The sequence below is a fragment of the Pseudaestuariivita sp. genome (genome assembly GCF_052825805.1).
In genome coordinates this window covers 591,062-603,804 of record NZ_JBRBVB010000002.1, presented here as the reverse complement: position 1 = coordinate 603,804, position 12,743 = coordinate 591,062, and the positions used below count along the sequence as shown (strand labels likewise).

The window sequence follows — 12,743 nt, the reverse complement described above, 5'->3', positions numbered from 1 at the left end:
GACAACCATGGCAGGAAACAACGGCCCCTGGGGCGGAGGATCGGGCGGATCCGGCAACTCTGGTGGCGGCGGTGGCCGCGGCCCGAACGGTGGCGGGGGCGGCGGCGGTGGCCGGGGTCCCGGCGATCAGGGCCCGCAAATCCCGGAAATCGACGAGCTTGTGAAAAAAGGGCAGGAGCAGCTGCGCGTGCTCATGGGCGGACGCGGCGGCCAGGGTCGCGGCGGTGCCGGCGGCTCCGGCGGCGGCGGTGGCCCGGCCATCACCAAGGGCACCATCGGCCTCGCGGCGCTTGCCGGCCTCGTGCTTTGGCTCATGGCGTCTTTCTACACGGTCCGGCCTGAAGAGCAGTCGGTTGAGCTTTTCCTCGGGGAATTCTCCGAGATCGGCAATCCCGGCCTCAACTTCGCGCCTTGGCCCGTGGTCACCGCCGAAGTCATCCCGGTCACGCGCGAGCAGACCGAGGAGATGGGCGTCGGCGCACGTGGCTCGGATGCCGGCCTGATGCTGACCGGAGACGAGAACATCGTCGACATCGATTTCCAGGTGGTCTGGAACATCGACGACCCGGCACGCTTCCTCTTCAACTTGCGCGACGCGCGGCCCACCATCCGGGCGGTGTCTGAATCGGCCATGCGCGAGATCATCGCGCAATCCGAGCTGGCGCCGATCCTCAACCGGGACCGGGGCGCGATCGCCGACCGGCTCGAAGGGCTGATCCAGGACACGCTCAACAGCTACGACTCGGGCGTGAACATCGTCCGCGTCAACCTCGACAAGGCCGACCCGCCGCAGCCCGTGATCGACGCCTTCCGCGACGTGCAGGCCGCCGAGCAGGAGCGTGACCGTCTGCAGAACGTTGCGGACGCCTACGCCAACCGGGTCCTCGCCGAGGCGCGCGGTGAAGCGGCGCAGACGCTCGAACAGGCCGAAGCCTACCGCAGCCAGGTCGTGAACGAGGCCGAAGGTGAGGCCGCGCGCTTTACCTCCGTTCTCGAGGAATACACTCGGGCGCCCGAGGTGACGCGCAAGCGTCTCTACCTCGAGACGATGGAGCAAGTGCTTGGCCGCGTTGATAAAATTATCCTCGACGAAAACGGCGGTGCCGGCGGCGGGCAGGGCGTGGTCCCCTATCTTCCGCTCAACGAGCTGCGCCGCACCACCAGCAACACCGGAGGCAACTGATGCGTTATCTTCTGATCCTCGTCGCCCTCGCCGTGGTGGGCCTGCTCTCGTCGGTCTTCATCGTGGACGAGCGGCAAAAGGCGCTGGTGCTCCAGTTCGGCCGTGTGGTCGACGTCAAAGAAGAGCCGGGCCTGGCCTTCAAGATCCCGCTGATCCAGGAAGTCGTGCGCTATGACGACCGGATCCTGTCGATCGACGTCGACCCGCTCGAGGTCACGCCGCTCGACGACCGCCGCCTCGTGGTGGACGCCTTCGCGCGGTACCGCATCGCCGATGTACGCCAGTTCCGGCAGGCCGTCGGTACCGGGGGCGAGATGACTGCGGAAAACCGCCTCGACGGTATTTTGCGCGACGCGCTCCGCGGCGTGCTCGGCTCGGTGGCGTCGAATGACATCCTGTCGTCCGACCGTGCTGCGCTCATGCTGCGCATCCGCAACAACGCCATCGACGAGGCGCTGAGCCTCGGCATCGAAGTGGTGGACGTGCGCCTCAAACGCACTGACCTGCCGTCCGAGAACCTCGACGCGACGTTCGAACGGATGCGCGCCGAGCGGGAGCGTGAAGCGACCGACGAGCGCGCCCGCGGCAACGAGGCGGCGCAGCGTGTGCGCGCCACCGCCGACCGGACCGTGGTGGAGCTTGTGTCAGATGCGCGCCGCCAGGCCGAGATCATTCGCGGTGAGGCAGATGCGCAGCGTAACGGCATCTTTGCCACGGCATACGGCGCGGACCCGGAATTCTTTGAATTCTACCGCTCGCTGACCGCCTACCAGCGCAGCCTGCGCGAAGGGAACTCGACCATGGTGCTTTCGCCCGACAGCGACTTCTTCAACTATCTCAAGTCGGACGAGCCGGGCGGCGCCAGCGCCTCGCAATGATCGAAACCGCACTTCTGGCCCTCGGGCTGGTGCTGATCGTGGAGGGGCTGGTGTACGCACTGGCCCCTTCGTTTATCGAGCAGCTCTTGGCCATGCTGCGCGACATCCCCGAATCGCAACGCCGCAGCGTCGGCCTGATGGCCCTTGCGCTCGGCGTGGTGCTGGTCTGGATGGCCAAGGCACTTGGCGCCTGAGCCTTTGGCCGGCGCTTTGTCTGACCCTGCGTCACCCGACCCGCGCTCGCATCTCTGTGAGAATGCGCACACTTTGGCGTGGTTTTTTGCACAAATTGGGGTCCACCGCCGGTGTCTTTTCACATCACCGTTAGCCGCGCGTTCTGCCTTTGTGTCGGCGCGGTCACATCATATATCGACGTAATCCACCGGGGCGCTATCATCTTGCAAAAGGGCGCGCCCCAAAAGTGACCAGAGGAGTTCGAGAGAGTGCACACGTTCAACATGGCCTACACGCTCCGCCCCGCGCGCCGTATCACGGCAGTGTTCGGTGCGGCGGCGGTGTCTGTCTTGATGGTGTTCGGCACCGTCACCCAAACCGAGGCGCAGGCGCGCCCCGAAAGCTTTGCCGAGCTGGCTGAAACGATCAGCCCCTCGGTCGTCAACATCACCACCTCCACGACCGTCGCCGGACGCACCGGCCCGCGCGGCATGGTGCCCGAAGGCTCGCCCTTCGAAGACTTTTTCCGCGAGTTCCAGGACCGCAACGGCCCGAACGGCCGCCCACGCCGCTCGTCGGCGCTCGGCTCGGGCTTCGTCATCTCCGAAGACGGGTTCGTTGTGACCAACAACCACGTCATCGAGAACGCCGACGAGATCCTGATCGAGTTCTTCAACGGCTCCGAGCTCCCGGCCGAACTGGTCGGTACCGACCCCAACACCGACATCGCCCTCCTTAAGGTCGAGGCCGACGGCCCGCTGCCGTTCGTGCGGTTCGGCGACAGCGACACCGCCCGCGTGGGTGACTGGGTCATCGCTATGGGCAACCCGCTCGGGCAGGGCTTTTCGGTCTCCGCCGGCATCGTCTCGGCGCGCAACCGGGCGCTCAGCGGCAGCTACGACGACTACATCCAGACCGACGCCGCCATCAACCGCGGCAACTCGGGCGGCCCGCTCTTCAACATGGACGGTGACGTGATCGGCGTGAACACCGCGATCCTGTCGCCCAACGGCGGCTCGATCGGCATCGGCTTCTCCATGGCGTCCAACGTCGTCACCAACGTCATCGACCAGCTGCAGGAGTTCGGCGAGACCCGCCGCGGCTGGCTCGGCGTGTCGATCCAGGACGTGACCGATGATCTCGTCGAAGGCATCGAAGGTCTGGACGAGGCGCGCGGCGCCCTGGTCTCGAACGTGCCCGAAGGCCCGGCCATGGACGCAGGGATCGAGACCGGCGACGTGATCGTGACCTTCGACGGCGTCGACGTCGAGGACACCCGCGAGCTGGTCCGTGTCGTCGGCAACTCGCCGGTCGGCAAGACCGTCCGCGTGATCGTCCTGCGCGACGGCCGAACCCAGACGCTGAGCGTGACGCTCGGCCGCCGGGAAGAGGCCGTGAACGCCTCCATGCCGCAGACCGGTGGCGACGATACGCCCGAAGGCCCCGCGACTGCGCAAATCCTCGGCCTGACGCTCAGCGAAATGACCGACGAGTTGCGTGACGAGCTGGAGCTCGGCACCGCCCTCGAGGGGCTTGTCGTGACCGACGTGGACGAGACCAGCCAGGCCTACGAGAAGGGCCTGCGCGCCGGTGACGTCATCACCGAAGCCGGCCAGCAAAAGGTGACCGAGATCCCCGCGCTCGAAACGCGCATCGAGGAAGCCGAAGAGGCCGGACGCAAATCGCTCCTCCTCCTCGTGCGCCGCGCCGGCGACCCGCGCTTCGTGGCGCTCGGCCTCGAGGAATAGCCTCGGTTTGTATTGAAAAGAAAAGGCGCCTTCCGGGGCGCCTTTTTTGTATCTGACATCTCGCGAGGCCCCGGATCAAGTCCGGGGCGGGTGAGCACTCACGTCCCGGCCCTTGCGCCGGGACCTCGCAACCAATGCAAACCTCCCATCCCCCGAGCCGGGACCTCGCACGAACCGCCGCTCACTCCAGCGTCGCGCGATCCACCGCCACCACGCCCAGCCGCCGTGCCAGATCGATCGACAGGATGTCACTGTCCGGCCCGTCCAGCTTTTGCCGCGCTTTCAGCGCCTGCCGCGTCGGCCAGTCCATCTCTTCGGTGATCGGGCCGTTGTATTGTTCGCGCACCGCAAGCGCGCGTTGCAGCGTGCCGACCACCTCCGCCGTCAAATCCTCCTCGCAGACAGCCTCGAAAGCATGCTCGCCGCGCTCGCGCACGATCTGCTGGCGCTGCACCGTCTCGAACGTCGTCGGCGTCGCCAGCGTGCCGTCCGTATTGTAGCTTGCCGGCGCAACCACGACCTGTTCGGTCACCGTCTCGACAATCGCCGGCACCAGCGCGCGCCCCCAGCACGAGCCCTCCGGGGCGCCTTCGGGCGGGTCGACATACCCAGCGGAAAGGGGCAGGGGCGGCGGCTCGAACGGCGCCACCGGGCCAAGGCACCCAGGCACAAGCGCCAGCGCGGCAAGGATCAGAACGGAACGCTGCATGACGCGGCCTCGGGAGTGGTTTGCAGGACCCTACCGCGCGGGTCCATGTCGCAAAAGAGCCGGCCCGCGATGGCGCGCAACTGTGGCATCCGCGCCCGCCAAAGCGTCTCGCCGACTCATGGCTTTGGACCCATCGCAAACCGCGCTACAAATCCGGGTCCAAAAGCCGATCCAGGAGCGGAGAGATATCCTCGATCTCCTCGGCGATCACATGCGTCACGCCCCCCTCGCGCTGCAGCCGCCCGGTCACGCGCAGACAGCGCCCGGCAATGACCGCCCGTCGAAACCGCTCATAGAGCTTGCGCCACACGATCACGTTCACCACGCCCGTCTCGTCCTCGAGCGTGAGGAAGATGACCCCCTTGGCCGTCCCCGGCCGCTGCCGCAGGATCACGAGCCCCGCCACCGCGATCCGCGCATTCTGCGGCGGCCGCTCCAGCTCGGAGGCCCGCAGGCAGGACGGCGGCCTTGGCCAGCCGCGCGCCACCGTTTGAGAGGACGTCATCACGTGCATGTCAGGAACAAAGATAGAACATGTACGCGGCGCTGCCAAGGTCTGGACTTTTGCCCGCCAAGGCGCCACCTGTGCAGTTCAAAGACAGGCGGAGGGACGTCCCATGGCAAAGATCACCTACATCGAACACGGCGGCACCGAACACGTGGTCGAGGTCAAGAATGGCCTCACCGTCATGGAAGGCGCGCGCGACAACAACATCCCCGGCATCGAGGCGGATTGCGGCGGCGCCTGCGCCTGCTCGACCTGCCATGTCTACGTGCACCCCGACTGGGTCGAGAAACTGCCCGCCAAGGAAGACATGGAGGTCGACATGCTCGACTTCGCCTACGAGCCCGACGAGGCCCGCTCGCGCCTGACCTGCCAGCTCAAGGTGACCGACGCGCTCGATGGCCTCGTGGTGCAGATGCCCGAAAAGCAGATCTGATGATCTGGCGGCGCGCCTTTGGCCTCAGTTTGGCTCTTGCCTGCGCCGCCAACCTTGCTGCGGCCGAGATCACCTCGGCCCGCTACTCCGGCCCCACCGACCGCTACCCGCACGGCGTGCTCGGGGACGACATCGAACACACCACGCTCGAGGTGACCCTCGCTTCGGGCAAGAGCACGGGCGTCACATGGGCGTCCGAGGTGGTGTTCGAGGACACCGCCCCAAGGCTCGCCGATCTCGATGGCGACGGCGCGCCGGAGGTCATCGCGGTCGAAAGCCACGATCGCTTTGGCGCACGCCTCTCGGTCTATGGCCTCACCGGCGACACGCTCGCTTTGCGCGCCGCGACACCCTTCATCGGCACCCGCTTCCGCTGGCTTGCCGTCGTGGACGCGGCGGACCTCGATGGCGACGGCAGCACCGAGATCGCCTATGTCGACCGACCCCACCTGGCCAAGACCTTGCGCATCTGGACCTACGCCTCGGACGGCACCACCGCCAGCCTGACGCCCCGCGCGAATCTGGCCGGCGTCACCAACCACCGGATCGGCGAGGAAGACATTGCCGGAGGCATCCGCACCTGCGGCAATGCACCCGAAATGATTCTGGCCACCGCCAACTGGCAACGCCTCGTCGCCATCACCTTCGACGGTATACGCCTCACCTCCCGCGACATCGGCTCCCATCGAAACCGCAGCTCCTTCGCCGCAGCGATGGACTGCTAAAGGTCTCTTCTCTGGTTTCAAAATACCTCGGGGAATCTCATAAAATTTCTGCGAATTTTATGGGATGGGGCAGAGCCCCCATCCACGTTCAAACCTTCAGAGCGCCCGCCAGCCAATATCGCGCCGGACAAACCCCTCCGGCCAGTCGACCGCATCGACCATCGCATAGGCCTGGTCCCGCGCCTCTTGCAGGCTCGCCCCGCGCGCAGTGAGGTTCAGAACGCGCCCGCCAGCGGCCACGACCGCACCGTCCTCCACGGCCGTACCCGCATGAAAACACGCGTGAAAACTGTCGTTCGGCAGCCCCTCTAGCCCGCCAATCCGCGTGCCCTTCATGTAGCCGCCGGGATAGCCCTTTGCCGCCATCACAACCGTCAGCGCGTGATCCTCCGCCCAGGTGATCTGCGCCTCGCCAAGCCGCCCCTCGGCGCAGGCCAGCATCGCATCAAGCGCCTGCGCGCCGAGCCGCAGCATCAGCACCTGGCATTCGGGATCGCCAAACCGCACGTTGTACTCGACGAGCCGCGGCGCTCCGTCCGCGATCATCAGCCCGGCATAAAGCACCCCTTCGTAGGGCGTGCCACGCCGCGCCATTTCGGCGACGCACGGCTTGATGATCTCGTCGAGCGCCCGCTGCGCGACTGCCCCATCCAGCACCGGCGCGGGCGAATAGGCGCCCATCCCGCCGGTGTTGAGCCCCGTATCCCCTTCGCCGACCCGCTTGTGATCCTGCGCGGTGCCGATCGGCAGAACGTCGGTCCCGTCGCAGAGCACAAAGAAGGACGCTTCCTCGCCGCGCATGAACTCCTCGATCACCACCTCCGCGCCCGCAGCCCCAAAGGCGCCGCCGAACATCTCGGTGACCGCCGCCTCGGCCTCTTCGGTGGTCTCGCAAAGGATCACGCCCTTGCCGGCAGCCAGCCCGTCGGCCTTTACGACCAGCGGCCCGCCCGTCTCGCGCACATAGTCGAGCGCTGGCGCCTCTTCGGTGAAATGCGCGTATGCTGCTGTCGGCGCGCCACAGGCATCGCACAGAGCCTTGGTAAAGGCTTTCGACGCCTCCAACTCCGCCGCCGCCTGCGAGGGACCAAAGACCAACACGCCCGCCTCGCGCAAACGGTCGCTGACCCCCGCCGCCAAAGGCGCTTCCGGCCCGACGATCACGAAATCCACCGCCCGGCCCGCTACGAACTCTACAACAGCAGCGCCATCGCAGATGTCGAGCGCCGCACATTCGGCCACCTGCTCGATGCCCGCATTGCCGGGCGCCACGATCAGACGGTCGCATTTTGGGTTCTGCGCGCAGGCCCAGGCGAGGCTGTGTTCGCGCCCGCCGCTGCCGAGGATGAGAATGTTCATATGCGCCTTTCCCTTGCTCTTGCCGCGTTCTAGGCTCGCCGCCACCAACGCGCAACCGGAGCGAACATGGACCTGATCGACGACGACAGCCCCGGGCGCAACGTGCCCGAATTCAGCGTCTCCGACATCGCTGGCCGGGTGAAACGGCTGGTCGAGCGGGAGCTCGGCCACGTCCGCGTGCGGGGCGAAGTGGGGCGGGTGGTGCTGGCCCGCTCGGGCCACCTCTATTTCGACCTCAAGGACGATCGCAACGTGCTGTCGTGCATGACGTGGAAAGGGCAGGTGGCTGGCCTCGACATGCGCCCTGAGGAAGGCATGGAGGTCGTCGCCGAAGGCACCATGACCGCCTCTGGCTTCCAGTCCAAGTTCGCCCTCAACGTCACGCGCCTGCGGGTGGCGGGCGAGGGCGCGCTGATGGCGATGCTCGAAAAGCGCAAGGCGGCGCTTGCCGCCGAGGGGCTGTTCGATGCCTCCCGCAAACGGCGCTTGCCGTATCTGCCTGATATCATTGGCGTTGTGACCTCGCCGCAGGGCGCGGTGATCCGCGACATCCTGCACCGCCTGCGCGACCGCTTCCCGCGCAAGGTGCTTGTCTGGCCCGTGCTTGTGCAGGGGCAGGGCAGCGCCGAGCAGGTCGCCCGCGCCATCGCCGGCTTCAACGCGCTCAGCCCCGGCGGCCGCCTGCCGCGACCCGATGTCCTGATCGTCGCGCGCGGCGGCGGCTCGATCGAGGACCTCTGGGGCTTCAACGAAGAGATCGTCGCCCGCGCAGCGGCCGCCTCGCACATCCCGCTCATCTCCGCCGTCGGGCACGAGACCGACACGACGCTCATCGACTTCGTCTCCGACCAGCGCGCGCCCACGCCCACGGCCGCGGCGGAAATGGCCGTGCCCGTGCGCCGGGACCTCCTGGCCTGGACCGCCGAGCAGGAGGCGCGCCTGACCGCCGCCGTCACCAGCCGCCTGACGCAGCGCAGCCAGCGCCTGACCGACGTGGCCCGCGCGCTGCCGTCCGCCGAGCGCCTCTTCGAAAGCCCGCGTCAGCGCCTCGACCGCGCCGAGGCGGACCTGCCACGCGCGCTCATGTCCGGCATCCGCGTCCGCCGGCTTGAGTTGACCGAAAAAGGCGCGCTGCGTCCCGCGCTCCTGCGCCAGCTGATCTCCCGCGCCGGTGAACGCATCGAGGCGCGTACCTCCCGCCTCGCACCCGCCCTCGAGCGTCGTCTGATGCAGGCCCGTGACCGTCTTGCGCGCGAAAGTGGACGCCTGACGCCGCACGCACTCCGCGCCAACCTGACCCGCGAGGCCGACCGTCTCACAGCGCTCGACACGCGCCTGTCACAAGGGATCACGCGGCGCATGACGCAGGTGCAGGACCAGCTCGCGGCCCGCAGCCGCCTTCTGGAAACGCTCAGCCACCGCGGCACACTCGAACGTGGCTACGCGCTTGTCCGCGGGGCGGACGAAGAGGTTCTCACCACCGCGCGCGCCGCCAAGGCAGCGCCTGTCCTCAACATCGAGTTTGCCGATGGCACGATGAAAGTGGCGCCCGGTACCGCCCGTCCCGCGTCGCGCAAAAAGCCGGCCAAGGACACGCCACCCGAACAGGGCTCGCTGCTCTAGCCGTCTGCGCGCAGGGCTGTCACACGCCCACGTCGGGCCCGAGACACATCATCGGCTCCGAACTCCGCCGCGCCTCGTAAAGCTCTGTATTTCCAGGCTGATCCTGAAACAGAGCCGTCAGCCCGTCACCCGTCTGGACAAAGCTCCAGCACTGCGGATCATCGGGCCGGTCCTCATAGAGAAAACAGATCAGCCCACGCTCCTCGTACCAGATGCCCTCGGTGCACTTTCCGTCCAGAAAGGACCAGCGCACCCGACGATTCTCGAGGTACTGCTCCGCGCCATACGGCGCGCCTTCGGCCCCGAAATAGAGCGTCTGCCCGGTCGTGTAGGCTTCGAATTCCTCCGCCGTCATCGGCGTTTGCGCCGAAAGTGCGGTGACGGACGTGGCCAATGCAAAAAGAAGCGGTGCAAGATGTTTCATCCCACCGCCTTGCCGGTTCAGGCCGCGTCGGGCAAGCCTTGGTCAAGCGCCGGGGCAGGATCGGCGGTTTTTGTCCAATGCGCCACTCTGGGGTCCATGACACGCCGCCAGCGCGCCGGCCAGAGGGCCAGAACCGCCATGACAGGTAGGGAATACGGCAGCATCGGCATGTCGGTCTCGAGCCTCAGCTCCGCATATCCGCGCGACGGATTGGCATGGTGATCCGAGTGACGCGGCGCGTTCAGCATCAGCGCCGACGACATCACATGTGGCGCATTCCACGAATGCCGCGCGCCGACCGGTTCAAGCTTGCCAGACGGCAGCCGCCGCCGTGTCAGCCCGTAATGCTGCACGTAGTCCGACATCAGAAGCTGCAGCTGCGCATACGCCGCCAGCAGCGCAAACGCGGCCAGTCCGCCGAGCCCACCAATGAGAAAAGCCATGAGCGATATGCTGACCGCTCCGGTCACGTACACCCAATAGGGGTTCAGTTTCCGAGTGCGCGCTTTGCTCGCGCGCGCCTGCTCCACGTGCCAACCGCGCTTGAACCCGCCAATCCATGCCCTCAAAGCGTAACGATAAAAACTTATACCTTTCGAGGCGGTTGCCGGGTCTTCTTGAGACGCCACATGAATATGATGCACATGTACATGGGCTGATGTGTGGTGTCCGTAAAGTAGCGAGATGTAGACCCACATGCCAAGCCTGCGCGCGCTGCGCGACGTGCTGTGGATGAGCTCGTGCGCGTTGGAGTTGCTGACCTGACCAAAGAAGAGACCGAGCGCGATAAACAGGATGACTTGCGTACTTCCAGACAGCCCCGTTTGCCCGCTGAGTGCAGTTACTCCCGCGACAAGGACCGGAAAATGCAGCCATGCCAGCACCAGTGACAAACCGTGTGCGGCTGGAAATTCCTTGCCGTCGGAGGTGTCCTCTGCTGCGATGAGCTGGTCGAGCCCCGCCACCAGAACGGACATGTACCCAAGCGCCGCGACCGCCCAGAGGCCACCCCAAAAGCACGCCGCGATCAGAAGCGCGGCTGGGGTCAACGTGGCAACGGCAAATCGCATGGGTCCGCTCTCCGACCGGTCAGGCTCTCGTTCTGTCCGGTATCGTTTACCAATTGGTTTCCTTGAGGCGTTTTTTGTGTCCGATTTTTGACAAGCACCCAGAAAATTGCAGCCAAAAGGGTCGCTTTTGACCGCCACGCGCACCCCGCAATGCGATAGCACCGGGTCAAGCAGGGAGGCACCGTCATGGCACTCGATCAATCGGATGGCGTTTGGAAATCTGGCCGCGGCAAGGGGCGCGCGACGCCCAAAGGGCGCCAGCTTGATGACCGCGCCTGGGAAGAGGTCCGGGCGCTGCTCGGCGATCGTCTAAGGCGGCGGGACTTGCTGATCGAGCACCTGCATTTGATCCAGGACGCCTTCGGCCATCTGAGTGCGGCGCACCTGCGCGCGCTGGCCGAGGAAATGCGGCTCAGCATGGCGGAAGTCTATGAAGTTGCGAGTTTTTATGCGCATTTTGACGTGGTGCGTGAAGGAGAGACACCGCCGCCAGCTCTGACCATCCGGGTGTGCGATTCGCTCTCGTGCGAGTTGGCCGGAGCGCAAGCGCTCAAGGCGGCGCTGGAGGACGGGCTCGACCCGGCTGAAGTACGCGTCCTGCGCGCGCCCTGCATGGGGCGGTGCGACACGGCGCCGGCGCTCGAGATCGGGCACAATCATATCGACCACGCCACGCCCGAAAAAGTTAATGAGGCCATCGCGGCTGGGAACACCCATGCCCATCTGCCCGACTATGAAACGCTGGAAAGCTACAGATCGTCAGGTGGTTACGAGACACTGCTCACCCATCGCATGAAGGGTGAGTGGGAGGCAGTGCAAGACAAGGTGCTGAGCGCCGGTCTTCGCGGCCTTGGCGGCGCGGGTTTTCCGTCGGGCAAGAAATGGGGCTTTGTCCGCGCCAACCCGGGGCCGCGGTATCTGGCGGTGAACGGCGACGAAGGCGAGCCGGGCACGTTCAAAGATCGCTTTTACCTCGAACGCCAACCACATGTTTTCCTTGAAGGAATGCTGATCGCTGCTTGGGCGGTCGAAGCGGAGACCTGTTTCATCTACATGCGCGACGAATACCCTGCCGTGCTTGAAATCCTGCGCCGCGAGATCGCTGCGCTGGAGTCGGCGGGTCTGGTCGCTCCGGGCTATATCGACCTGCGACGCGGGGCCGGGGCGTACATCTGCGGCGAAGAAAGTGCGATGATCGAGAGCATCGAAGGCAAGCGTGGCTTGCCGCGTCACCGGCCTCCGTTTGTGGCGCAGGTGGGGGTCTTTGGTCGCCCGACTTTGGTACACAATATCGAGACATTACATTGGGTTACGCGTATCTGCCGTGAGGGGCCGGAAGTGCTGAGCGCACACGAACTGAACGGGCGCAAGGGGTTGCGCAGCTATTCCGTGTCTGGCCGGGTTGCGCAGCCGGGCGTCTACCTTTTGCCGGCCGGTTCGACGATCACGGACATCATTGCGGCCGCAGGCGGTATGGCGGAGGGGCATGACTTCAAAGCCTACCAACCGGGGGGGCCATCTTCGGGCCTGCTGCCGGCTAGCATGCACGACGTGCCGCTCGATTTTGACACGCTGCAACCGCACGGGTCGTTCATCGGCTCGGCGGCGGTGGTTGTCTTGTCGGACAAAGACCGCGCGCGCGATGCAGCGCTCAACATGCTGCGGTTTTTCGAGGACGAAAGCTGCGGACAGTGTACGCCGTGCCGTGTGGGCTGTGAAAAGGCGGTCAAGCTGATGCAAGAGGATCGCTGGGATCAGAGCCTGCTCGAGGAGCTGACGACTGCCATGGCGGACGCGTCGATCTGCGGCCTGGGACAGGCGGCGCCAAACCCGATCAACCTGGTGATGAAGCACTTCCCAGACGAAGTCTGAGTTAAGGCATCACCTGAATTTTGGCCGCCAAATTGCT

At 65.9% G+C, this 12,743-nt stretch carries 13 protein-coding genes; 8 read left to right on the top strand and 5 right to left on the bottom strand.

Annotated elements, in window-relative coordinates; all coding sequences use genetic code 11:
* The first annotated feature begins 7 nt into the window (after window positions 1–7).
* The 4 genes from hflK (at window position 8) to ACU0B3_RS03895 (ending at window position 3,983) form a co-directional block, all read left to right on the top strand.
* The gene (gene hflK, locus ACU0B3_RS03910; RefSeq protein ID WP_446259495.1) at window positions 8–1,183 is read left to right on the top strand and encodes an FtsH protease activity modulator HflK; all 1,176 of its coding nucleotides are present in this window, start codon (window positions 8–10) and stop codon (window positions 1,181–1,183) included.
* Window positions 1,183–2,061: a protease modulator HflC gene (hflC, locus tag ACU0B3_RS03905; protein ID WP_446259494.1), complete on the top strand. Its 879-nt coding sequence runs from the start codon at window positions 1,183–1,185 to the stop codon at window positions 2,059–2,061. The genes hflK and hflC overlap by 1 nt, the downstream gene beginning before the upstream one ends.
* Window positions 2,058–2,255: a DUF2065 domain-containing protein gene (locus tag ACU0B3_RS03900; RefSeq protein ID WP_446259493.1), complete on the top strand. Its 198-nt coding sequence runs from the start codon at window positions 2,058–2,060 to the stop codon at window positions 2,253–2,255. The genes hflC and ACU0B3_RS03900 overlap by 4 nt, the downstream gene beginning before the upstream one ends.
* A 264-nt stretch (window positions 2,256–2,519) precedes the next feature.
* Window positions 2,520–3,983 (top strand): Do family serine endopeptidase, encoded by a 1,464-nt coding sequence (locus ACU0B3_RS03895; RefSeq protein WP_446259579.1) that lies wholly within the window; start codon window positions 2,520–2,522, stop codon window positions 3,981–3,983.
* 181 nt (window positions 3,984–4,164) lie between these two features.
* Here the strand turns inward: ACU0B3_RS03895 and ACU0B3_RS03890 are convergent, their stop codons facing one another.
* Together ACU0B3_RS03890 and ACU0B3_RS03885 are read right to left on the bottom strand one after the other, a co-directional pair.
* Entirely contained in the window at window positions 4,165–4,692 is a 528-nt protein-coding gene (locus tag ACU0B3_RS03890; protein WP_446259492.1) for a peptidoglycan-binding domain-containing protein, read from the bottom strand.
* Window positions 4,693–4,837: 145 nt separating this feature from the next.
* Window positions 4,838–5,206, bottom strand: coding sequence for an OB-fold nucleic acid binding domain-containing protein (locus ACU0B3_RS03885; protein ID WP_446259491.1), 369 nt, complete (start codon window positions 5,204–5,206; stop codon window positions 4,838–4,840).
* 103 nt (window positions 5,207–5,309) lie between these two features.
* On the opposite strand from ACU0B3_RS03885, the gene ACU0B3_RS03880 reads away from it, so the two are divergent.
* Together ACU0B3_RS03880 and ACU0B3_RS03875 are read left to right on the top strand one after the other, a co-directional pair.
* Window positions 5,310–5,633, top strand: a complete 324-nt coding sequence (locus tag ACU0B3_RS03880; RefSeq protein WP_446259490.1) for a 2Fe-2S iron-sulfur cluster-binding protein — start codon at window positions 5,310–5,312, stop codon at window positions 5,631–5,633.
* Entirely contained in the window at window positions 5,633–6,358 is a 726-nt protein-coding gene (locus ACU0B3_RS03875) for an FG-GAP repeat domain-containing protein (protein WP_446259489.1), read from the top strand. The genes ACU0B3_RS03880 and ACU0B3_RS03875 overlap by 1 nt, the downstream gene beginning before the upstream one ends.
* Before the next feature lie 96 nt (window positions 6,359–6,454).
* Here the strand turns inward: ACU0B3_RS03875 and purD are convergent, their stop codons facing one another.
* Window positions 6,455–7,717, bottom strand: coding sequence for a phosphoribosylamine--glycine ligase (purD, locus tag ACU0B3_RS03870; RefSeq protein ID WP_446259488.1), 1,263 nt, complete (start codon window positions 7,715–7,717; stop codon window positions 6,455–6,457).
* A 66-nt stretch (window positions 7,718–7,783) separates the two neighbouring features.
* Here purD and xseA point away from each other — a divergent pair, with 66 nt between their 5' ends.
* A complete protein-coding gene (gene xseA / locus ACU0B3_RS03865) occupies window positions 7,784–9,340 on the top strand; it encodes an exodeoxyribonuclease VII large subunit (protein WP_446259487.1) in 1,557 nt (518 codons plus the stop codon).
* A gap of 19 nt (window positions 9,341–9,359) precedes the next feature.
* On the opposite strand, the gene ACU0B3_RS03860 is transcribed toward xseA, so the two are convergent.
* Window positions 9,360–9,764: a hypothetical protein gene (locus ACU0B3_RS03860; protein WP_446259486.1), complete on the bottom strand. Its 405-nt coding sequence runs from the start codon at window positions 9,762–9,764 to the stop codon at window positions 9,360–9,362.
* A gap of 17 nt (window positions 9,765–9,781) precedes the next feature.
* A complete protein-coding gene (locus tag ACU0B3_RS03855; RefSeq protein ID WP_446259485.1) occupies window positions 9,782–10,741 on the bottom strand; it encodes an alkane 1-monooxygenase in 960 nt (319 codons plus the stop codon).
* 279 nt (window positions 10,742–11,020) lie between these two features.
* Between ACU0B3_RS03855 and ACU0B3_RS03850 the strand changes: the two genes are divergently transcribed.
* Window positions 11,021–12,706 (top strand): NAD(P)H-dependent oxidoreductase subunit E, encoded by a 1,686-nt coding sequence (locus ACU0B3_RS03850; RefSeq protein ID WP_446259484.1) that lies wholly within the window; start codon window positions 11,021–11,023, stop codon window positions 12,704–12,706.
* Window positions 12,707–12,743: the final 37 nt, after the last annotated feature.